The sequence below is a fragment of the Sulfitobacter sp. HGT1 genome, assembly GCF_013282155.1.
Lineage (GTDB): Bacteria > Pseudomonadota > Alphaproteobacteria > Rhodobacterales > Rhodobacteraceae > Sulfitobacter.
Genome location: NZ_BLWI01000008.1, coordinates 407,436 through 427,584, shown reverse-complemented (window position 1 = coordinate 427,584; position 20,149 = coordinate 407,436). Strand labels below are relative to the sequence as shown.

Genomic DNA, 20,149 nt, shown 5'->3' with positions numbered 1-20,149 from the left:
CCCGCCTTTCTACTGCTGAAGGGTCTCAAGATAGGTGGCGATGTCGATGAGCGCCTGCTGGGTTTCGATCACCTCACCCGACGCTGTCTGGTACCGGACGGTCGTGCCCGACAGTACATGTTCGAACTCAGGCATGCCGCCAAAGTCGTGACGCCCGGGATAGCCGTTGATCTGCGCCATCACGCCCTCAGACGGGAAAACGCCCCCGTTGTTCTGGCTAAGCAACGTCAGGTTTGCCGGCCGCATTCCGTATTGCGCGGCCAACGGCCCGTCCCCTTGAGCGGATTTGCCGTGGCAGCTGATGCAATGCGCCGCGTATAGATCTGCGCCGCGGTTTTGCGGGGCGGGTTGGGTACATGCTGCAATCGCGACAGGTATAGCGGCGATCAGGAGGACGGTAGGTTTCATGCGGTGCCTTTTCATAGTCTGTGCGCAGAATGCGTTTTGACCCGACAGGGGTCAATGCAGATAAAAATATCGCGCCCGATCTGGGAATTTCGGCCCACAGCATCCCAGGTCGATGCCCCGCGCGGGAATTCATGGGATTTTTGGCGGGTCCGGATTGCCCGTCGCGGAGGTGATTCGGCTGAAATGTGCCGATTCAGCTTTAAATCCGGGTTCCGGCTCTTGATTTCGGTTGTCTAACCCCGTTGATTTATGGAACAAGGCGGGAACATGGCTTGTGGATAAGTTTGAGGATGAATTTTTTCCGGGAAACCGTGGGAAATTCAGGGTCAGGATCGTTCGCACTACATCTGGTGTGCTGGCGATGAATATAAACATGATGCGGTAATATTTCTGTGATTTCCCAATCTACATGTTGTTTATGTCCCCTGTGCAAAACCAAATCCGGTGCCTTTTCCCGAAAAAAAATGTAGACGCCCATGATTTCCCATGGCATCCCTAGTGCATCGGATGAGAACGAGACACGGGGCACCAAACGACCCCATCGACCAAATAAAACTCTAGCAGGTTCATACAGGCACCTCGCTTTCATCAGACCAAGAGATCCGGCGCGCGAGCGAGCAGACATCCCCCCAGGTGGCGCGCGCAGTCGGACTTCCCCGCAACGGCGGGATACGCGGCGGGTTGATCAGTGGCAGCAGATCAACCCGCCGTTTTTACATCAAACGTCGGGCATCACCGGGGACATGAATTTCAGGCGCGAAACGCGTCATAGGCAGGGACTAAAACGTGAGCCGCAGGTTCAGAGGCGAAAGCCAGCACAAGGTCGATACGAAGGGGCGGGTGTCTATCCCAGCCTCTTTTCGTCGTGTGTTGGAAGCCGGTGATCCGAATTGGCAAAACGGCGGCACGCCCGAACTGGTCATCGTCTATGGCGACAGCCGCCGCAGCTATCTTGAATGCTATACCATGCAGGCGATTGACGAGGTCGACGATAAAATCGACGCGCTGCCGCGCGGATCAATGGAACGCAAGATGCTGCAACGGCTGTTCCACGGTCAGTCCTTTCCCACATCCGTTGATGAAACGGGCCGCCTGGTGCTGCCTGCCAAGCTGCGCAACAAGATCGACCTGGAAGGCGAGGCGTTCTTTATCGCTGCCGGTGACACGTTCCAGATCTGGAAGCCCGAAACCTATGAGACCGAGGAAAAAGCCCGCGAAGAGGAATGGCTGGATGAATTGCCAGAAGACTTCGATCCGATGGCCTTCCTGGACGGCAAGCCGGGGGCTTAAGCGATATGACCGCTGCCTCTGACACCCCTTCAGCCCCCCACACACCGGTTCTGTTGCGCCCCTTGCTGGCTGCGGTTGCCCCTGTCACGGGCCGCTGGCTGGACGGCACATTCGGCGCGGGCGGCTATACGCGCGGCTTGCTGGATGCCGGTGCCGATCAGGTCATCGCCGTTGACCGTGACCCGCTGGCCTTTGAGATGGCGAAAAGCTGGGCCGCTGACTATGGCGACCGGATTATCATGCAGCAGGGCGTTTTCTCCAAGATGGACGAATACGCGCAGGACCTTGACGGTGTTGTGCTGGATCTGGGCGTATCGTCGATGCAGCTTGACCTGGCCGAACGCGGTTTTTCCTTTATGCGCGACGGGCCTTTGGACATGCGGATGAGCCAGCAAGGCCCCTCAGCCGCTGACATCGTCAACGAGGCCGAAGAAGAAACCATCGCCAATATCCTGTTCCAATACGGCGAAGAACGCGCCAGCCGCCGCATTGCCAAGGCGATTGTGCGGGCCCGCGAAGAAGCGCCGATTACCACAACCTTGCAACTGGCAGGGTTGGTCGAGGGTTGTTTGCCCCGCTCCAAACCCGGTCAGTCGCACCCCGCGACCCGCAGTTTTCAGGCGCTGCGCATCGCGGTGAACAACGAATATGGTGAATTGTTCGAAGGGCTTATGGCCGCTGAACGGGCGCTGAAACCAGGCGGGCAACTGGCCGTCGTCACCTTTCATTCGGTCGAAGACCGCATGGTCAAACGCTTTTTGACGGCGCGGGCAGGGACCGGTGGCAATGCCAACCGCTTTGCGCCTGAAATGGAAACCGAAGCACCGCAATTCATCGTCAAAAAGCGCAAGGCCATCGGGCCGGATGCGCAAGAGCTTGAGGAAAACCCGCGCAGCCGTTCTGCCAAGCTGCGGGTTGCCATTCGTACCGATGCGCCTGCCGGACCCGTTGATGCAAAATCGCTCGGGATGCCCGTCGTCAAAGGAATTCTGCCATGAGAGCCGTGCTTTACGTCCTCACAACATTGTCTGTCATCGGGTTGGCATTTTGGGCCTACCGCGAAAACTATGCCACGCAAAAGGCGTTGAGCGATACCGACGGTCTGCGTCACGAAATCCGCGAAGCGCACAGCCGTCTGGCCGTTTTGCGCGCCGAATGGGCCTATCTGAACCGCCCCGACCGGCTGCGTGATCTGGCGGAAATGAACTTTGACCGCCTTGGCCTTTTGCCGCTGCACCCCGACCAGTTCGGCGCGATTGATCAGGTCGGCTATCCGCCACTGCCTGAATTCCCGCTGTTCGAGATCACCCAAGGCGTCGACGTGTCCACGATGGAGGCATCAGAATGATCCGCACCCCGCTGCGTCCACTGGCCCGTATCCTTGAGGCACGCCAAAAAGGCGAAAACCCCGACGCGATTGAACGTGAAAACACCCGTATCCGGCACGAACAGATGCGCGATTCCTCGCGCCAGCGTGCCGAAGGGCGTTTGCTGGTCCTGGGTGTGTTCTTTTTCTGCGCCTTTGCCGTTGTGGGTGCGCGCATGGGCGTCATGGCCACCACGGACCCGACAGAACCCCGCGCCGCAGCCCCCGGATCGGTGATTTCGGCCACCCGTGCCGACATCGTTGACCGCAACGGTAACCTGCTGGCAACGAATTTCGAGACCCATGCGCTCTATGCACAGCCGCATCACATGATCGACCCCGAACGCGCCGCCAAAAAGCTGATGAAGGTGTTCCCCGATCTGGACGAGGAACGGCTGATCCGCGACTTTACCGGCAAGCGCAAGTTCCTGTGGATTCGCAAGAAAATCAGCCCCGAACAGATGCAAGCGGTTCACGAAATCGGTGAACCCGGCCTGCTGTTTGCCCCGCGCGACATGCGCCTGTACCCCAATGGCACGCTGGCCGCGCATATCATGGGCGGTGCCAGCTTTGGCAAAGAGGGCGTGCACGGTGCCGAGGTGATCGGCGTTGCCGGCGTGGAAAAATACTTTGATACCTACCTGCGTGACCCCGCCAACGGGAACAAGCCGCTGGAACTGTCACTTGATATGACGGTGCAGGCCGCCTCCGAGCGGATTTTATACGGCGGCATGAAGCTGATGAACGCCAAGGGCGCGACATCGGTCTTGATGGATATTCACACAGGCGAGGTGATCAGCGCGGTGTCGCTGCCGTCATTTGACCCCAACGACCGCCCGCACGTCGCCGTAAAGGGCGACGCGTCAGACAGCCCGCTGTTCAACCGGTCGGTTCAAGGCGTGTACGAATTGGGCTCCGTCTTCAAGATTTTCGCGGCAGCGCAGGCGATTGATCTGGGGTTGGTGAATGCGGACACTGTGATTGACACCTCCGGGCCGATGAAGGTCGGCGGGTTCAAAATCGGAGAGTTCAACGGCAAGAACTACGGAAAACAATCGGTTACGGGCATTATCGTGCATAGTTCGAACCGCGGATCGGGTCGTCTTGCCTTGCAAATCGGGTCAGAGCGGCAACAGGCATTCCTGAAAAGCCTCGGCTTTTTTGAACCCACCCCCTTCGAGATCGTTGAAGCGTCGGGGGGCCAGCCCTTGCTGCCCAAACGCTGGGAAGAGCTCAGCTCGGTCACGATTTCCTACGGGCATGGTTTGTCCTCCAGCCCGATGCATCTTGCGGCCGGATATGCTGCGATTGCGAATGGCGGTCTGAAGGTTTTGCCGACCTTGGTGAAACAGAACGGGCCTAAAATGGGCGAACGCCTGATGTCCGAGCGCGCCGCCGCCGATGCGCGGATGATGCTGCGCAAGGTCGTCACCGAAGGGACCGCCAGTTTTGGCGAGGTTCCCGGCTATCATGTGGGCGGCAAAACCGGCACTGCCGACAAACCCGGCCCCCGTGGCGGATATCTTGAAGACAAGGTGATCAACACATTTGCCAGCATATTCCCGATCACTGATCCGAAATATGTGCTGATCCTGACCTTGGACGAACCTGTTGAAACATCGGGTGAAAAACCGCGCCGCACAGCGGGTTGGACGGCTGTGCCCGTCGCCGCCGAGATGATCCGCCGGATCGCACCTTTGCTGGGGCTCAGACCAACTGTTGAACCGGACAGTGTCGCTGGTATAACGCTGTCCAGCAGCAACTGATAAAAGAGCGTCCCCCATGGGCACACAGACCATCCCCCTTTCCTCACTTGGTCTGACCGCAAAGGGGGAGGCCAACCCCGACATCACCGGCATTGCCGTTGACAGCCGACAGGTAAAAAGCGGCTTTCTGTTTGCCGCCATGCCCGGCAGCAAGGTTCACGGGGCCGAATTCATTCAATATGCGGTGCGTATGGGCGCGGTTGCGGTTCTGACCGATGCCAAAGGTGCCGAAATCGCCGGTGATCTGATGGCTGATGCCGGCATTGCCGTCGTTGTCACCGATGCCCCCCGCGAGGCGCTGGCGCGTTCTGCGGCGCTGTGGTTCGGCGCGCAGCCTGCCACGATGGTTGCCGTGACCGGCACCAATGGCAAAACATCCGTCAGTACCTTTGTCCGCCAGATCTGGATTGAAATGGGCCTGTCGGCCGTCAACCTTGGCACCACAGGGGTCGAGGGCGCATGGACCGCCCCGCTGGCCCACACCACGCCCGAACCGATCACCCTGCACCGTGCGCTGGCCGAAGCTGCGGCTAACGGCATTACCCACGCGGCGATGGAGGCGTCCTCTCACGGGCTCGACCAGCGCCGGCTTGATGGCGTGACGCTCAAGGCCGCCGGGTTCACCAACTTCACCCAGGATCATCTGGATTACCACGCGACCTTCGAGGCGTATTTCGACGCCAAAGCGGGTTTGTTCGCGCGCGTCCTGCCCGAAGACGGCACCGCCGTGGTCAATATCGACGACCCCAAAGGCATCGACATGACTGCCATCGCCCGTGCGCGCGGTTGCGAGGTGATCAGCGTGGGCCGGGATGGCGGCGATCTGCACCTGACGGGCCAGCGCTTTGATGCCACGGGGCAGGATCTGCGCTTTGACTGGCGCGGCAAGACCTATCAGAAACGGCTCAACCTGATTGGCGGGTTTCAGGCCGATAACGTCTTGCTGGCCTGCGGGCTGGTCATTGCCTGCGGGGCCAATTCTGCGGATGTGTTCGACACGATCCCCCACCTGACGACCGTGCGGGGCCGGATGCAACTGGCCGCGACCCGCGACAATGGCGGGGCGGTGTTCGTCGATTATGCCCATACCCCCGATGCCATCGCGACCGCGCTTCAGGCGATGCGCCCCCATGTGATGGGACGTCTGGTTGCGATCATCGGCGCTGGCGGCGACCGCGATACGACAAAGCGGCCCTTGATGGGGCAGGCGGCGGCGGCACATGCCGATGTGGTATTTGTGACCGACGACAACCCGCGCTCGGAAGACCCGGCCCTGATCCGTGCAGCGGTCATGGCAGGTGCCCCCGGCGCAACCGAGGTTGGCGACCGTGCCGAGGCGATCTTGCGCGGCGTCGATGCCATCGGCCCCGGCGATGCGCTGCTGATTGCGGGCAAGGGCCATGAAACCGGGCAGACCATCGGCGATGATGTCTTGCCCTTTGATGATGTGGAACAGGCCAGCCTCGCGGTTGCGGCACTGGACGGGAGGCTAACATGAGCTTGTGGACAGCAGCAGAGGCGGCAAAAGCCACCGGAGGCCGCGCGGTCGGTGATTGGTCTTGTGACGGGGTGTCGATCGACACCCGCACAATTCAGGCGGGCGATCTGTTTGTCGCCCTCAGGGATGTGCGCGACGGGCATGATTTCGTTGCGATGGCGCTGGAAAAAGGCGCAGGTGCGGCGCTGGTCAGCCATGTGCCCGAAGGGGTGGCCGCAGATGCGCCGCTGCTGATTGTTGATGATGTGTTGACGGGGCTTGAGGCGCTTGGTGCTGCTGCGCGTGCGCGCACGAAGGCCAAGGTGGTCGCGGTGACGGGCAGCGTCGGCAAGACCTCGACCAAGGAAATGCTGCTGGCGATTTTCGCGGATCAGGGGCGGGCACATGCATCGGTGGACAGCTATAACAACCACTGGGGCGTGCCTCTGACACTCGCGCGGATGCCTGTCGATACCCAATATGCCGTGATCGAGATCGGGATGAACCATCCCGGAGAAATCTCTCCGCTGGCGATCCTGACCAAGCCTGATGCGGCGATGGTCACCACCGTTGCGGCGGTGCATCTGGAAGCGTTCGACGATGTGGCGGGCATTGCGGTGGAAAAGGCGGCGATTTTCGACGGCCTTGAACCCGGTGGCGTGGCCGTGATCAATGCCGATATCGACCATGCCGCGATCCTGATGGCCAAAGCCGTGGACCGCCGCCTGCGCGACATCGAGTTCGGCGAAAATGCCTATCATTTCAAGCTTAAGGATGTGCAGGTCCAGGGCGATGTGACCGTCGTGCAGGCGGATGCCGACGGCACGCCGCTGCTGTTCAAGATCGGCACGCCGGGGCGGCATTTCGCGATGAACGCGCTTGGCGCGCTGGCTGTGGCGCAGGCCATGGGGGCCGATCTGGCGCTCGCGGCGGCATCGCTGGGCCGTTGGACGCCTTACAAAGGGCGCGGCGTCCGCGAGGTCATCCATCTTGATCGCGTTGAAATCAACATGACGCTCAACCTGATCGACGACAGCTATAATGCCAACCCCACCTCAATGGCGGCCGCACTGGAGGTGTTGGCGGCAGCAGAGGTCACCCATGACATTGGCCGCGTCAGCAAGGGACGGCGCATTGCCTATCTGGGCGACATGAAAGAACTTGGCCCCGATGAAATCGCCTTGCACGCAGGGCTGGCCCATCTGGAAGCGACCAAAAAGCTGGATGTGATCCATTGCGTTGGCCCGTTGATGCGATCGCTTTACGATCTGATTCCGGCGCATCAGCGCGGTGAATGGGCGGCGACATCGGCAGAACTATTGCACGGATTGTCGGGACATCTGGACAGCGGCGATGTTGTGCTGGCCAAAGGGTCTTTGTCGATGAAATTGGGCCTGATCGTTGACGCGATCCGCAAAATGGGCCATCCGGTCACCAACGAAGAACAGGGCTGAGGCCCGCAAGATTTTGAGTTAGGACGCGCACAATGCTCTATTGGTTGACCCTGCTGTCGGATGGCGGCGATTTCTTCAACCTTTTCCGCTACATCACCTTTCGGGCTGGTGGTGCGTTTCTGACCGCGCTGATTTTCGGCTTCCTGTTTGGCAAGCCGCTGATCGCAGTTCTGCGCAAACGTCAGGGCAAAGGCCAACCCATTCGCGATGATGGCCCCGAGGGGCATTTCGTCAAGGCGGGCACACCGACGATGGGTGGTTTGCTGATTGTGGGGGCTTTGCTGACCTCGACGCTGATGTGGGCGCGGCTGGACAATCCGTTTATCTGGATGGTGCTTTTCGTGACAATGAGCTTTGCCGCCATCGGTTTTGCCGATGATTACGCCAAGGTCAGCAAACAGACGACGGCGGGTGTTTCCAGCAAGATGCGCCTGATGTTGGGGCTGATCATTGCCGCAATCGCGGGATTCTGGGCCGCGCAATACCATCCTGAAGGCCTGCAAAACCAGCTGGCGCTGCCGGTGTTCAAGGACACGCTGATCAACCTTGGTTTCCTGTTTGTGCCGTTTTCCGTCATTGTGATCGTCGGGTCGGCCAATGCGGTGAACCTGACCGACGGTCTGGACGGGCTTGCGATCATGCCGGTGATGATTGCTGCGGGGGCTTTGGGTGTGATTGCCTATGCGGTCGGACGGGTCGATTTCACCGATTATCTGGATGTGCATTATGTGCCGGGCACAGGCGAAATCCTGATCTTTACGGCGGGTATTTTTGGCGGGGGCCTTGGGTTTTTGTGGTACAACGCCCCGCCTGCCGCCGTGTTCATGGGCGACACCGGATCGCTGGCGCTTGGCGGCGCGTTGGGGGCCATTGCGGTTGCCACCAAACACGAATTGGTACTGGCCATCGTCGGCGGTTTGTTCGTGGTCGAGGCCCTGTCGGTGATCATTCAGGTGCTGTATTTCAAACGCACCGGCAAACGGGTGTTTCTGATGGCCCCGATCCACCACCACTATGAGAAAAAAGGCTGGGCCGAGCCGCAGATCGTGATCCGGTTCTGGATCATCTCGCTCATCCTGGCGATGATCGGCTTGGCGACGCTGAAAGTCCGGTAAGACCTGCGGGGTCCTTGGTCGTTGGTGTTCTGACGGTTGGGGATGCGCCTGCGGCGGGCGGTGTCGGGGGCCAGCCCCCATCGGCCGTTGGCCGATCCCCCCGGAGTTTATCTGGCAAAATGAATTTGCTTTAGAAGATCGACCAGCTCATTTCACGGGCGAGGCGGGCCATGGCTTCGGTGCCTTTTTGGGAATTGCCGTAGCGGTTCAGGCCGGGCGACCAGACAGCCACGCTGGCGACGCCGGGCACAATGGCCAGAATGCCGCCGCCGACGCCGGATTTGGCGGGCAGGCCGACGCGGTAGGCAAAATCACCCGAGCCATCGTAATGCCCGCAGGTCAGCATCAGCGCGTTCAGGCGGCGGATGCGTTGGGGCAGGATCAGGCGCGGCAGTTTTGGCGTGTCGATCAGGAAGCGGCCGGACATGGCGAGTTGGCGGGCCGACATTTCGATGGCGCAGTGGTGGAAATAGGTGCCGAGGGTTTTTTCCGGCGCGTTGTTGAGGTTGCCGCAGGAAGCGAGGAAATGGGCCAGCGCGAAGTTGCGGTGGCCGTGGGCTTTCTCGGAGGCGGCGACGGTTTCGTTGATGTGGATATTGTCATCGCCAGCGGCCGCGCGGATGAACTGGAGAATTTCGGCCAGCGTTTCGCGGGGCAGGCGGCCGGTGAGGATTTCATCGGTGGTGACGATGGCACCTGCGTTGATGAAGGGATTGCGCGGGCGTCCGTTTTCCTGTTCGAGCTGGACAATCGAGTTGAACGCCTTGCCCGAGGGTTCGCGGCCCACACGCCGCCAAAGTTGATCGCCCGACCGGCCAAGGGCGATGGCGAGGGTATAGACTTTGGTGATTGATTGCACCGAAAACGGTGTGTCGGCATCGCCTGCGGTAAACACCTCTCCGTCGGCGGTGGTCACGGCGATGGCGAATTGCGCAGGGTCGATATGGGCAAGTTCGGGGATATAGCTGGCCACAGCGCCCCAGTCATCGTCGCGGCGCATGTCGTCGTTGAGCTGGGACAGAATATCTGGCAGAGGGGGCATATGGGCTCCGAAGGTCACTTCAGGGGCATCGCTAACAGGAGATCGGGCATGATACCAGTTCAGGGTTTGACAGGCGCACGGGTCGCTATTTTGGGCTTGGGGCGGTCTGGCCTTTCGGCGGCGCGTGCCTTGGCCGCGGGGGGGGCTGTGCCTGTGTGTTGGGATGACAATCCGGCCGCGCGCGACACCGCACAGGCCGAAGGGTTCGAGTGTCTTGATCTGGTGAAGGCGGGGGCGTTTGACGATATCGCGCGTCTGGTGGTCAGCCCCGGTATTCCGCATCTGTATCCCGCGCCCAACCCCGTGATTGTTGCCGCGCAGGATGCCGGCGTTGCGGTTGATAACGACATCGGTTTGTTTTTTCAGAGCTTTGCCACGCAGGATTGGGATAGTTTCGACCAGACCCCCAAGGTGATTGCGATCACCGGATCGAACGGGAAATCGACCACCTCGGCGTTGATCCATCATATTTTGAAACATGCAGGGCGGCCGACGCAACTGGCGGGCAATATCGGGCGCGGGGTTCTGGATATCGAGCCTGCGATCGATGGCGAGGTCGTTGTGCTGGAACTGTCGAGCTATCAGACCGATCTGGCGCGCAATCTGACGCCGGATATTGCGGTATTTACCAACCTTAGCCCCGATCATCTGGACCGTCATGCGGGGATGGGCGGCTATTTCGCGGCCAAGCGCCGGTTGTTCGCCGAAGGCGGGCCGGACCGTGCGATTATTGGTGTGGACGAGGCCGAGGGGCGGTTTTTGGCGGGGCAGCTCAGCGAAGGGGCGGCGGATGATCGGGTCATTCGCGTGTCAGTGGACCGCAAGCTGGTAGGGCTTGGGTGGAATGTCTTTGCACGCAAGGGGTTTCTGGCCGAGTTTCGCAATGGCAAGCAGGTTGCTTCGATTGATCTGCGCAAGGTTGAGGGGTTGCCGGGGGCGCATAACCATCAGAATGCCTGTTCGGCCTATGCGGCCTGCCGGACTTTGGGGTTTGCGCCCAAGGTGATCGAGGCGGCATTTCACAGTTTTGGCGGCTTGCCGCATCGCAGCCAGACGGTGGGCGAGCTGCGCGGCATCCGCTTTGTCAATGACAGCAAGGCCACCAATGTGGACAGCGCGGTCAAGGCGGTTGCGGCCTTCCAGAACATCCGCTGGATTTGTGGCGGGCTGGAGAAAGAGGGGGGCTTGGGCGATCTGACCAAACCCCTGCCGACAGTGCGCAAGGCCTATGTGATCGGGCGCGAGGCGGCGCAGTTTGCGATGAAGCTGGGGGTCGAGGCCGAGGTCTGCGGCACGATGGAGGTGGCTGTGGCGCGGGCTGTGGCGGAGGCAGAGGCGGGCGATGTGGTTCTGCTGGCCCCTGCGGCGGCGAGTTTCGATCAATATGACAGTTTCGAGCGGCGCGGGGATGATTTTGTCACCCAGGTGCAGAAGTTTCTGTAGGCGGGGCCGGGGGCGCTGCCCCCGCAGCCTTTGGCTGCTCCCCCGGGATTTTAGTCCATTTGGAACTTAGCTGTGCTGTGCAATGTGGCGGGCGACGGCCATTCCCGAGGACCATGCCCATTGGAAGTTATACCCGCCGAGCCATCCGGTGACGTCGACCGCTTCGCCGATGAAAAACAGGCCAGGCGTGGTTTTGGTTTCCATCGTCTTGGAGGACAGCGCATCGGTGTCGATCCCGCCAAGGGTGACTTCGGCGGTGCGATAACCTTCGGTACCGGAGGGGGTCATTTGCCAGTTTGACAGGCTGTCGCAGAGGGTTTGCAGGCGGGCATCGGACCAATCCGCAAGGTTGCCGGTCAGATCGAACTGGGTGGCAAGGTGGTCGACCAGACGGGAGGGCAGGTGTTTGGCCAGTTCCGTTGTGAAGTTGCGGCGGCCATAGGTTTGGCGTTGGTCGCGCAGTTTTTCGAGCAGGTCATTGGCTGGAAGAATGTTGAGGCGGATTTCCGTGCCTTCTTCCCAGTAGCTGGAGGCTTGCAGGATCGCAGGTCCGGACAGGCCGCGATGGGTGAACAAGAGGGCTTCGTCGAAAGTCGTGTCGCCAGCGGTGACACGGGCGGGCACAGCGGTGCCGGAGATCGGGGCAAACCGCGCATCGGTGAAGGTGAAGGGCACAAGGCCCGCGCGGGTGGGCGTCACGGGGATGCCGAAGCTTTCGGCGATCTCGTAGGCGCGGCCCGTGGCCCCCATCTTGGGGATGGATTTGCCGCCCGAGGCGATGACCAGATGGGTGGCGGTGATTTGCGTGCTGGCATCCGGCGTGGTTAGCATCATGGTAAAGCCGTTGTCGGATTTGGCGATATCGGCAAGGCTGCTTTGCAGGCGCAGCTCGACGCGGGCCTTGTCCATCAACCCGCGCAGCATGGCGACGATTTCCTTGGCCGAGGTATCACAGAACAGTTGCCCGAGGGTCTTTTCATGCCAGGCAATGCCATGGGCATCGACAAGTTCGATGAAATCCCACTGGGTGTATTTTGCCAGTGCTGATTTGGGGAAATGCGGATTGGCGCAGATAAAGGCGTCAGCCGTGCAATGCATGTTGGTGAAATTGCAGCGCCCGCCGCCCGAGATGCGGATCTTTTCGCCGGGGGCTTTGGCGTGATCGACCAGCAACACCCGCCCGCCTGCGTGGGCAGCGCACATCATGCCGGCGGCTCCGGCGCCAAGGATGACGGTATCATAGTGCATGGACCGCGCTTTGCCTGAGGCGGGCAGGGTGGTCAAGGGCCGCGTGGGCATGGGCAGCTTTGCGCGGGCCGCGCGAAAACGGGCTAGCGCCGATGGAAAATTCGCGTTACAGTTAAAGCCAGACCCCGAAAAGGGGCGTTTTGAGGCAGTGTAAGGCAGATTCCATGACAGAAATGGTCTATGGCGCAGTTCCCGTTCGGGATGGCGAACCTATCCTTCCAAAATGGTGGCGGACGATCGACAAATGGGGCATGTTCTGCATCCTCATGTTGTTTGCCGTGGGCATTTTGCTGGGGCTGGCCGCGTCGCCGCCGCTGGCTGCCAAAAACGGGTTCGGGTCCTTTCATTACGTTCAGCGACAGGCCGCGTTCGGTTTCCTTGCCATTGTTGCGATGATGCTGACGTCGATGATGACACCAACCATGGTGCGCCGTCTGGCGGTTTTGGGGTTTCTGGCGTCCTTTGTGGCCTTGGCCCTGCTGCCGTTTTTCGGGACGGATTTTGGCAAAGGCGCGGTGCGCTGGTATTCGATGGGTTTTGCGTCGTTTCAGCCGTCCGAGTTCTTGAAACCCGGTTTCGTCGTTGTTTCGGCGTGGATGATGGCCGCCTCGGTCGAGATTAACGGCCCGCCGGGCAAGACATGGTCCTTTGCCTTGTGCATTTCGATCGTGCTGATGCTGGCGTTGCAGCCCGATTTCGGGCAGGCCTGTCTGGTGTTGTTCGGTTGGGGCGTGATGTATTTTGTGGCCGGTGCCCCGCTGGTGTTGCTGGTGGGCATGGCCGGAATGGTCGTGATTGCGGGCACTGTCGCCTATTCGAATTCCGAACATTTTGCCCGGCGGATCGACGGGTTTCTGTCGCCCGATATCGACCCGCGCACGCAGCTTGGCTATGCTACCGATGCCATCCGCGAGGGGGGCCTGTTCGGGGTTGGCGTGGGCGAGGGGCAGGTGAAATGGTCTTTGCCCGATGCACATACGGATTTTATCATCGCAGTCGCTGCCGAGGAATACGGCCTGATCCTGGTCATGATCGTGATCGCGCTTTATGCTGTTGTGGTTGTCAGATCGCTGCTGCGTCTGGTACGGGAACGTGATCCGTTTATCCGGCTGGCGGGCACCGGGCTGGCCTGTATGTTCGGGGTTCAAGCGATGATCAACATGGGCGTTGCGGTGCGGTTGCTGCCGGCCAAGGGGATGACCTTGCCCTTTGTCAGTTATGGCGGATCGTCCGTGATCGCGTCCGGCATTGCGGTTGGCATGTTGCTGGCGTTTACGCGCACACGGCCGCAGGGCCAGATTTCAGATTTGTTAGGTCGGGGGCGAAACCGATGACCACACGCGCACCATTATTGATTATCGCAGCGGGCGGGACCGGGGGGCATATGTTCCCCGCGCAGGCTTTGGCCGAGGTCATGTTGGCGCGCGGTTGGCGGGTCAAGCTGTCAACCGATGCACGCGGCGCGCGCTATACGGGGGGCTTTCCGCATTCTGTCGAAATTCAGCAGATCAGCAGCGCCACCTTTGCGCGCGGCGGGATTTTGGCCAAGGCGCTGGTGCCGTTTCGCATTCTGGGCGGCGTTATCGGTGCGGTGTTTGGCATGTTGCGCGACAGGCCCGATGTGGTTGTAGGCTTTGGCGGCTATCCGTCGATACCTGCCTTGGCAGCGGCATGGATCTTGCGCAAACCGCGGATGATCCATGAACAAAACGGGGTGTTGGGGCGGGTGAATACGATTTTCGCCAAGCGCGTCGATGCGGTTGCCTGTGGCACCTGGCCGACCACCTTGCCCGAAGGCGTCGAGGGCTATCACGTGGGAAATCCGGTGCGGTCCTCTGTGCTGGAGCGCGCGGGTGCAGGCTATATCGAGCCGGGTGATTATCCGATGGAACTGCTGGTGATGGGCGGCAGTCAGGGCGCGCGCATCCTGAGCGAGGTGGTCCCGCCTGCGATTGCCAATCTGCCGATGGAAATGCTGCGCAACATCCGCGTCAGCCATCAGGCGCGGGATGAAGATGCGCAGCGGGTCTCCGAATTTTATGCGCAAAGCGGTATCAACGCCGATGTGCAGCCGTTTTTTCACGACGTGCCGCGCCGCATGTCCGAAGCACAGCTGGTGATCAGCCGCGCCGGTGCGTCGAGCGTGGCGGATCTGTCGGTCATTGGCCGCCCTGCGATCCTGATCCCCTATGCTGCGGCAACGGGGGATCACCAGACCGCCAATGCGCGGGGCCTAGTGGATGCGGGCGCAGCGATCATGGTCCCTGAAAACATGGCCAACCCCGAAAGCCTGACGGCGCAAATCGAAATGGTGCTGTCCAATCCGCGCGGCGCGCAGCAGATGTCCCAAGCGGCCTTGTCTGTGGGCAAGCCCGACGCGGCGGAAGAACTGGCACAAATGGTAGAACACCTGGGAAATAAAGGACCCGCAACATGAACGCAGCCACCAAGCTTCCCACCGATGTGGGCCCGATCCATTTTGTCGGCATTGGTGGCATCGGCATGTCCGGCATTGCCGAGGTTTTGCTAAACCACGGCTACCGCGTGCAAGGGTCCGACCTGAAGACAACCAAGATCACCGACCGTCTGGTCGACCTGGGCGCGACCGTGTTCGAGGGGCAAAAAGCCGAAAACATCCAAGGGGCCGAGGTCGTTGTGATTTCCTCGGCGATCAAGCCGGGCAATCCCGAACTGGATGCGGCGCGCCGTGCCGGTTTGCCGATTGTGCGCCGTGCCGAAATGCTGGCCGAATTGATGCGCCTGAAATCCAACATCGCGATTGCGGGCACCCACGGCAAGACGACGACCACCACGATGGTTGCCGAATTGCTGGTCAAAGGCGGCATTGACCCCACTGTCGTGAACGGCGGGATCATCCACGCCTACGGGTCGAACGCGCGGATGGGGCAGGGCGAATGGATGGTGGTCGAGGCCGACGAATCCGACGGCACCTTTAACCGCCTGCCTGCGACCATCGCGATTGTGACCAACATCGATCCCGAACATATGGAGCATTGGGGTGATTTTGACACCTTGCGTCAGGGGTTCCTTGATTTCGTGTCGAACATTCCGTTTTACGGCTTGGCGATCTGCTGCATTGACCACCCCGAGGTTCAGGCGCTGGTCGGCAAGATCACCGACCGCCGTGTGATGACCTATGGCTTTAACGCGCAGGCCGACGTGCGTGCGGTCAACCTGCATTACAAAGCCGGCGTTGCGCATTTCGACATTCAGTTGCAGGCCGAAAACATTGTGATCAAGGATTGCAGCCTGCCGATGCCGGGGGATCATAACGTATCGAACGCGCTGGCCGCTGTCGCCGTGTCGCGTCACCTTGGTATGAAGGCCGAGGAAATTCGCGCCGCCCTTGCCGGTTTCGGGGGGGTGAACCGCCGCTTTACCAAAGTGGGCGAAGTGGACGGCGTCACGATCATTGATGATTATGGCCATCATCCGGTTGAAATCACCGCCGTTCTCAAGGCCGCGCGCCAAGCAACCGAAGGCCGCGTGATCGCGGTGCACCAGCCGCACCGTTATAGCCGTTTGCATCACCATTTCGAAGAATTCTGCGCCTGTTTCAACGATGCCGATGTTGTGGGCATTGCCGAAGTCTATGCCGCTGGCGAAGACCCGATCGAAGGGGCAAGCCGCGATGATCTGGTGGCCGGTCTGATCCGTCACGGTCACCGTCACGCCTGCGCCGTGCGCAGCGAAGAAGACCTTGCCCGCCTTGTGTCGGAGCAAACCGGACCGGGCGATATGGTGGTCTGCCTTGGGGCCGGTACAATCAGCGCCTGGGCCAATGGCCTGCCCGCAGCCCTTGAAGCGTTGAAAAAGGAAGCCGTCTGAATGGCACGCCCCGTCATCCTTAGGTGCGTTGCGTGACCTTGGTCTGGCTGAGCCTGATCTGGGTTTTCCTGTCCGCCACCGTCGCCACCCTTCCGATGCGCATGCAATATATTCCCGGCTCGATCCTGCTGGTTGCCGGACCGGTTCTGATTGTCGCGATCGGTTTCGAGGTCGGCTTTATCTTTAGTGTGCTTGCTCTTGCTGCCTATGTGTCCATGTTCCGCAACCCTTTGCTGTTTCTGCTGGCAAAACTGCGCGGCAAAAACCCCGAGGTGCCAAGATGAGCCTTTCCCTGACGCTTGCCTGTTTATGGGCCGTGATCGCCAATATCATCGCGCTGACCCCAAGTTCGGATAACCATTGGCGCAATGCCTATGGGTTGATCGCGATTGGCATTCCGATTCTGGGCTATGTCACGATGCAGCATGGCCCATGGGTCGCCATGCTGGTGCTGGCGGCGGGATGTTCGGTGCTGCGCTGGCCGGTGATATATCTGATGCGCTGGTTGCGCCGCGTGACCTTTCAGGGCCCGGCCGAATGACGCCGACACTGGCGCTTTTGATTGCTGTGCTGGTGGTCTGGATGTTTGCCTTGGGCTGGTGTGGCTATGCCAAACGGTTTTTGCTGGCGCTGCTGGTGCTGTTGATCGGGCTTGGCCTGAACTGGGCGTGGATGATATTCGGCCTTGGCGCAAAGCTGATCGAGCCTCCGGTGGTGATGGCGCAAATCTCGGCCCTGATGTACGCGTTTTGCGCCTTGGCGACCGGGTGGCTGATCGGTCGGTTCATGCGCCAGTGGCGGGCCAGCCGCGTTGAAAAAGAACCGCAGGTTTGACGCCATCCGAAAACAGCGCTAGGCCCCACGCCATGACCGATATTTCATTCCCCGATATGCGCGGCAAACTGACGCCGCAACGCCCGCTGAGCGATCTGACATGGTTGCGTGTCGGCGGTGTGGCCGATTACCTGTACCAACCCGCCGATGCCGAGGATCTGGCGGCGTTCATGCGCGCATTGCCTGAAAATGTGGCAGTTTTCCCCATGGGCGTGGGGTCAAACCTGATCGTGCGCGATGGCGGGTTGCGGGCGGTGGTGATCCGGCTGGGCCGCGGCTTTAACCAGATCGAGATTGACGGCGACCATGTTACCGCAGGGGCGGCGGCGCTGGATGCCCATGTGGCACGCAAGGCGGCGGATGCAGGTCTGGATCTGACATTCCTGCGCACGATCCCGGGCAGCATCGGTGGTGCCGTGCGGATGAACGCAGGCTGCTACGGCAGCTATACGGCCGATCATTTTGTCAGCGCGCAGGCGATTACACGCAGCGGCGATCTGATCACCCTGACCGCGCAAGACCTTGATTTCAAATACCGCCAGACCACGCTGGACGAAGGCTGCGTGGTGATTTCCGCCACGTTTGCCCCGCCAAAAGGCGACCCCGAAACGCTGCATACCCGCATGGAAGACCAGCTGCGCAAGCGCGATGAAACCCAGCCGACCAAAGACCGCAGCGCAGGATCAACCTTTCGCAATCCTGCCGGATTTTCCAGCACGGGGCAGGCGGATGATCGCCATGATCTGAAGGCGTGGAAGGTCATTGATGATGCCGGGATGCGCGGCGCAACCTTGGGTGGCGCGCAGATGAGCCCCAAACACCCGAACTTTCTGATCAACACAGGCGGGGCCACTGCCGCAGAGTTGGAAGGATTGGGCGAAGAGGTGCGAAAAAAGGTTTACGATTCCAGCGGTATCACGCTAGAGTGGGAAATTATGCGGATCGGCGAAAGATAAACGCGCGGGCGCACAGGCACGAGGCCGCATTGCGGCAAACTACATAACAAATAGGGTCAATAAGACCCAGTTAAAAAGGCACATTGAGTGGGCATGTCGAGCAGGACAGACCCGAAAGTGGTGGTATTGATGGGTGGCCCTTCCGCAGAGCGCGAAGTGTCGCTTTCAAGTGGGCGTTCATGCGCTGCTGCTTTGCGGGACAGAAACTTTAACGTAACCGAAGTGGACGCGGGTCCTGATCTGTACGCAGATTTGCGTGCCGCATCCCCTGACGTTGTGTTGAACTGTTTGCACGGTCGCTGGGGCGAAGACGGCTGCGTTCAGGGTATCCTTGAATGGATGCGCATCCCCTACAGCCATTCGGGCGTGCTGGCCTCTGCCCTTGCGATGGACAAACAACGCAGCAAGGAAGTGTTCCGCTCTGCCGGGTTGCCCGTTGTCGAAAGCATTATCGCCGCAGCTTCGGATGTACGCGCGCGGCACTTGATGGAACCGCCCTATGTGGTGAAACCCAATAACGAAGGGTCATCCGTCGGCGTCTATCTGGTTGAAATCGAAAACAACGGCCCGCCGCAGCTTGATGCCGATATGCCTGCCGAAGTCATGGTCGAAAAATTCGCCGCCGGTCGCGAATTGACCACCACTGTGATGGGCCAGCGCGCCTTGACCGTGACCGATATCCTGACCACCGGCTGGTATGATTACGACGCGAAATACAAAGAGGGCGGCTCCACCCATGTGGTGCCTGCCGATATCCCGCACGAGATTTTCGAACTTTGCATGGATTACGCCCTGCGCGCCCATAACGCGCTTGGGTGCCGTGGTGTCAGCCGCACGGATTTCCGCTGGGATGAAACCCGCGGTGCCGACGGCCTGATCCTGCTGGAAACCAATACCCAACCGGGCATGACGCCCACATCGCTGTCGCCCGAACAGGCGCAGGCGGTCGGGATTTCCTTTGGCGAACTTTGCGCCTGGATGGTGGAGGACGCGTCATGCAATCGCTGATCCGGCGCGTCAAACCCTCCAAGACGCTCAAGTCTGATCCGGCACCGTCCCGCTGGGCGTGGCGGATGCAGCGTCTGATGCTGACGCCGACATTCCTGTTCGGTCTGCGCGTCGGTGTACCGTTCAGTTTGGCGCTGGTCGCGGGTACAATATACTTGGCCGATGATGCGCGGCGCGGGCAGCTGACCGAAACCTATGCCGAATTGCGCGACAGCATCGAACAACGCCCCGAATTCATGGTCAAACTGATGGCCATCGACGGGGTCGGCGCTGAATTGGCGGCGGATGTGCGCGCGGCGGTTCCTGTTGATTTTCCCACCAGCTCGTTTGATCTGGATCTGCCGGGGATGCGTATTGCCATCATGGAATTGCCCGGCGTCAAACAGGCAAGCTTGCGGGTGAAGCCGGGCGGTGTTTTGCATGTCGAGGTGCAGCCGCGTGTGGCTGTTGCCGTCTGGCGCAGCGAAGACAGTCTGGCGCTGATTGACGCCGAAGGCACCTTTATCGGTGAACTGGAGCATCGCACAGATCGCCCCGATCTGCCGCTTGTTGCCGGTGATCAGGCCAACGTAAGTGTCACCGAGGCGCTGGACCTGTTGCGGGTCGCGTCCCCCTTGGGCGACCGTTTGCGCGGGTTCGTGCGCATGGGCGGGCGTCGGTGGGATGTGGTGCTGGACCGCGAGCAGCGGATTTTGCTGCCCGAAAAGGGCGCGATACAGGCATTGGAACGCGTCATTGCGCTGGAAGGTGCCCAAGAGGTTCTGACCCGCGATGTAGCACGGGTCGATATGCGGTTGGCACAAAGACCAACCGTACAAATGAATAAAGAGGCCACCCAAGAATGGTGGCGCATCAGGCAAATTTCGGGACAGTAACGCTATGGATCTTTACGA

Annotated in this window: 20 protein-coding genes; 17 read left to right on the top strand and 3 right to left on the bottom strand. The window is 60.4% G+C overall.

Annotation, left to right across the window (positions count from 1 at the left end; translation table 11 throughout):
* Positions 1–9: 9 nt before the first annotated feature.
* Positions 10–408 carry a c-type cytochrome gene (locus HGT1_RS08295; protein ID WP_176249454.1) on the bottom strand — a complete coding sequence of 133 codons (399 nt, stop codon included), beginning with the start codon at positions 406–408 and terminating at the stop codon, positions 10–12.
* Between the two features lie 786 nt (positions 409–1,194).
* On the opposite strand from HGT1_RS08295, the gene mraZ reads away from it, so the two are divergent.
* From mraZ to mraY, 7 genes are read left to right on the top strand one after another with little or no spacing between them, the layout of a single operon-like run.
* On the top strand, positions 1,195–1,698 hold the full coding sequence (gene mraZ, locus HGT1_RS08290) for a division/cell wall cluster transcriptional repressor MraZ (protein WP_176249453.1): 504 nt from the start codon (positions 1,195–1,197) through the stop codon (positions 1,696–1,698).
* A 5-nt stretch (positions 1,699–1,703) separates the two neighbouring features.
* A complete protein-coding gene (gene rsmH, locus HGT1_RS08285; RefSeq protein ID WP_176249452.1) occupies positions 1,704–2,696 on the top strand; it encodes a 16S rRNA (cytosine(1402)-N(4))-methyltransferase RsmH in 993 nt (330 codons plus the stop codon).
* Positions 2,693–3,046 (top strand): cell division protein FtsL, encoded by a 354-nt coding sequence (locus HGT1_RS08280; RefSeq protein ID WP_176249451.1) that lies wholly within the window; start codon positions 2,693–2,695, stop codon positions 3,044–3,046. Before rsmH ends, HGT1_RS08280 begins: the two co-directional genes overlap by 4 nt.
* Positions 3,043–4,830: a penicillin-binding protein 2 gene (locus HGT1_RS08275; RefSeq protein ID WP_176249450.1), complete on the top strand. Its 1,788-nt coding sequence runs from the start codon at positions 3,043–3,045 to the stop codon at positions 4,828–4,830. The genes HGT1_RS08280 and HGT1_RS08275 overlap by 4 nt, the downstream gene beginning before the upstream one ends.
* 16 nt (positions 4,831–4,846) lie before the next feature.
* Entirely contained in the window at positions 4,847–6,328 is a 1,482-nt protein-coding gene (locus tag HGT1_RS08270) for a UDP-N-acetylmuramoyl-L-alanyl-D-glutamate--2,6-diaminopimelate ligase (RefSeq protein WP_176249449.1), read from the top strand.
* The gene (murF, locus tag HGT1_RS08265) at positions 6,325–7,761 is read left to right on the top strand and encodes a UDP-N-acetylmuramoyl-tripeptide--D-alanyl-D-alanine ligase (RefSeq protein ID WP_176249448.1); all 1,437 of its coding nucleotides are present in this window, start codon (positions 6,325–6,327) and stop codon (positions 7,759–7,761) included. The genes HGT1_RS08270 and murF overlap by 4 nt, the downstream gene beginning before the upstream one ends.
* Positions 7,762–7,793: 32 nt before the next feature.
* Positions 7,794–8,876, top strand: a complete 1,083-nt coding sequence (mraY, locus tag HGT1_RS08260; RefSeq protein ID WP_176249447.1) for a phospho-N-acetylmuramoyl-pentapeptide-transferase — start codon at positions 7,794–7,796, stop codon at positions 8,874–8,876.
* A 130-nt stretch (positions 8,877–9,006) separates the two neighbouring features.
* Here the strand turns inward: mraY and HGT1_RS08255 are convergent, their stop codons facing one another.
* Positions 9,007–9,918: a glutaminase gene (locus HGT1_RS08255; protein ID WP_176249446.1), complete on the bottom strand. Its 912-nt coding sequence runs from the start codon at positions 9,916–9,918 to the stop codon at positions 9,007–9,009.
* Between the two features lie 48 nt (positions 9,919–9,966).
* Between HGT1_RS08255 and murD the strand changes: the two genes are divergently transcribed.
* Entirely contained in the window at positions 9,967–11,361 is a 1,395-nt protein-coding gene (gene murD, locus HGT1_RS08250) for a UDP-N-acetylmuramoyl-L-alanine--D-glutamate ligase (protein ID WP_176249445.1), read from the top strand.
* Between the two features lie 66 nt (positions 11,362–11,427).
* On the opposite strand, the gene HGT1_RS08245 is transcribed toward murD, so the two are convergent.
* A complete protein-coding gene (locus tag HGT1_RS08245; protein WP_176249444.1) occupies positions 11,428–12,609 on the bottom strand; it encodes an NAD(P)/FAD-dependent oxidoreductase in 1,182 nt (393 codons plus the stop codon).
* 164 nt (positions 12,610–12,773) lie between these two features.
* Here HGT1_RS08245 and HGT1_RS08240 point away from each other — a divergent pair, with 164 nt between their 5' ends.
* The 9 genes from HGT1_RS08240 to HGT1_RS08200 all read left to right on the top strand — a co-directional run bounded on the left by HGT1_RS08240 (position 12,774) and on the right by HGT1_RS08200 (position 20,131).
* Positions 12,774–13,943, top strand: coding sequence for a putative peptidoglycan glycosyltransferase FtsW (locus HGT1_RS08240; RefSeq protein WP_176249443.1), 1,170 nt, complete (start codon positions 12,774–12,776; stop codon positions 13,941–13,943).
* Positions 13,940–15,046, top strand: a complete 1,107-nt coding sequence (gene murG, locus HGT1_RS08235) for an undecaprenyldiphospho-muramoylpentapeptide beta-N-acetylglucosaminyltransferase (RefSeq protein WP_176249442.1) — start codon at positions 13,940–13,942, stop codon at positions 15,044–15,046. The genes HGT1_RS08240 and murG overlap by 4 nt, the downstream gene beginning before the upstream one ends.
* Entirely contained in the window at positions 15,043–16,458 is a 1,416-nt protein-coding gene (gene murC, locus HGT1_RS08230) for a UDP-N-acetylmuramate--L-alanine ligase (RefSeq protein ID WP_176249441.1), read from the top strand. Before murG ends, murC begins: the two co-directional genes overlap by 4 nt.
* Positions 16,459–16,490: 32 nt before the next feature.
* On the top strand, positions 16,491–16,742 hold the full coding sequence (locus HGT1_RS08225; RefSeq protein ID WP_176249440.1) for a DUF2484 family protein: 252 nt from the start codon (positions 16,491–16,493) through the stop codon (positions 16,740–16,742).
* The gene (locus HGT1_RS08220; protein WP_176249439.1) at positions 16,739–16,999 is read left to right on the top strand and encodes a DUF2484 family protein; all 261 of its coding nucleotides are present in this window, start codon (positions 16,739–16,741) and stop codon (positions 16,997–16,999) included. The genes HGT1_RS08225 and HGT1_RS08220 overlap by 4 nt, the downstream gene beginning before the upstream one ends.
* Entirely contained in the window at positions 16,996–17,292 is a 297-nt protein-coding gene (locus HGT1_RS08215) for a hypothetical protein (RefSeq protein ID WP_176249438.1), read from the top strand. The genes HGT1_RS08220 and HGT1_RS08215 overlap by 4 nt, the downstream gene beginning before the upstream one ends.
* A 32-nt stretch (positions 17,293–17,324) precedes the next feature.
* Entirely contained in the window at positions 17,325–18,248 is a 924-nt protein-coding gene (gene murB / locus HGT1_RS08210; RefSeq protein WP_176249437.1) for a UDP-N-acetylmuramate dehydrogenase, read from the top strand.
* Between the two features lie 129 nt (positions 18,249–18,377).
* On the top strand, positions 18,378–19,256 hold the full coding sequence (locus tag HGT1_RS08205) for a D-alanine--D-alanine ligase (protein ID WP_373029477.1): 879 nt from the start codon (positions 18,378–18,380) through the stop codon (positions 19,254–19,256).
* Complete coding sequence (locus HGT1_RS08200; protein WP_176249435.1) at positions 19,244–20,131, top strand: cell division protein FtsQ/DivIB; 888 nt, start codon at positions 19,244–19,246, stop codon at positions 20,129–20,131. The genes HGT1_RS08205 and HGT1_RS08200 overlap by 13 nt, the downstream gene beginning before the upstream one ends.
* The last annotated feature ends 18 nt before the right edge of the window (positions 20,132–20,149 follow it).

Excerpts from the sequence above, each read along its gene's own strand:
- HGT1_RS08215 (WP_176249438.1), top strand. The coding sequence starts at position 16,996 with ATGACGCCGACACTGGCGCTTTTGATTGCTGTGCTGGTGGTCTGGATG.
- HGT1_RS08275 (WP_176249450.1), top strand. The coding sequence starts at position 3,043 with ATGATCCGCACCCCGCTGCGTCCACTGGCCCGTATCCTTGAGGCACGC.
- HGT1_RS08295 (WP_176249454.1), bottom strand. The coding sequence starts at position 408 with ATGAAACCTACCGTCCTCCTGATCGCCGCTATACCTGTCGCGATTGCA.
- HGT1_RS08200 (WP_176249435.1), top strand. The coding sequence starts at position 19,244 with ATGCAATCGCTGATCCGGCGCGTCAAACCCTCCAAGACGCTCAAGTCT.
- HGT1_RS08255 (WP_176249446.1), bottom strand. The coding sequence starts at position 9,918 with ATGCCCCCTCTGCCAGATATTCTGTCCCAGCTCAACGACGACATGCGC.
- HGT1_RS08205 (WP_373029477.1), top strand. The coding sequence starts at position 18,378 with ATGGGTGGCCCTTCCGCAGAGCGCGAAGTGTCGCTTTCAAGTGGGCGT.
- rsmH (WP_176249452.1), top strand. The coding sequence starts at position 1,704 with ATGACCGCTGCCTCTGACACCCCTTCAGCCCCCCACACACCGGTTCTG.
- murF (WP_176249448.1), top strand. The coding sequence starts at position 6,325 with ATGAGCTTGTGGACAGCAGCAGAGGCGGCAAAAGCCACCGGAGGCCGC.
- HGT1_RS08280 (WP_176249451.1), top strand. The coding sequence starts at position 2,693 with ATGAGAGCCGTGCTTTACGTCCTCACAACATTGTCTGTCATCGGGTTG.
- murG (WP_176249442.1), top strand. The coding sequence starts at position 13,940 with ATGACCACACGCGCACCATTATTGATTATCGCAGCGGGCGGGACCGGG.
- murB (WP_176249437.1), top strand. The coding sequence starts at position 17,325 with ATGACCGATATTTCATTCCCCGATATGCGCGGCAAACTGACGCCGCAA.
- HGT1_RS08245 (WP_176249444.1), bottom strand. The coding sequence starts at position 12,609 with ATGCACTATGATACCGTCATCCTTGGCGCCGGAGCCGCCGGCATGATG.
- murC (WP_176249441.1), top strand. The coding sequence starts at position 15,043 with ATGAACGCAGCCACCAAGCTTCCCACCGATGTGGGCCCGATCCATTTT.
- mraY (WP_176249447.1), top strand. The coding sequence starts at position 7,794 with ATGCTCTATTGGTTGACCCTGCTGTCGGATGGCGGCGATTTCTTCAAC.
- HGT1_RS08270 (WP_176249449.1), top strand. The coding sequence starts at position 4,847 with ATGGGCACACAGACCATCCCCCTTTCCTCACTTGGTCTGACCGCAAAG.
- HGT1_RS08220 (WP_176249439.1), top strand. The coding sequence starts at position 16,739 with ATGAGCCTTTCCCTGACGCTTGCCTGTTTATGGGCCGTGATCGCCAAT.
- HGT1_RS08240 (WP_176249443.1), top strand. The coding sequence starts at position 12,774 with ATGACAGAAATGGTCTATGGCGCAGTTCCCGTTCGGGATGGCGAACCT.
- murD (WP_176249445.1), top strand. The coding sequence starts at position 9,967 with ATGATACCAGTTCAGGGTTTGACAGGCGCACGGGTCGCTATTTTGGGC.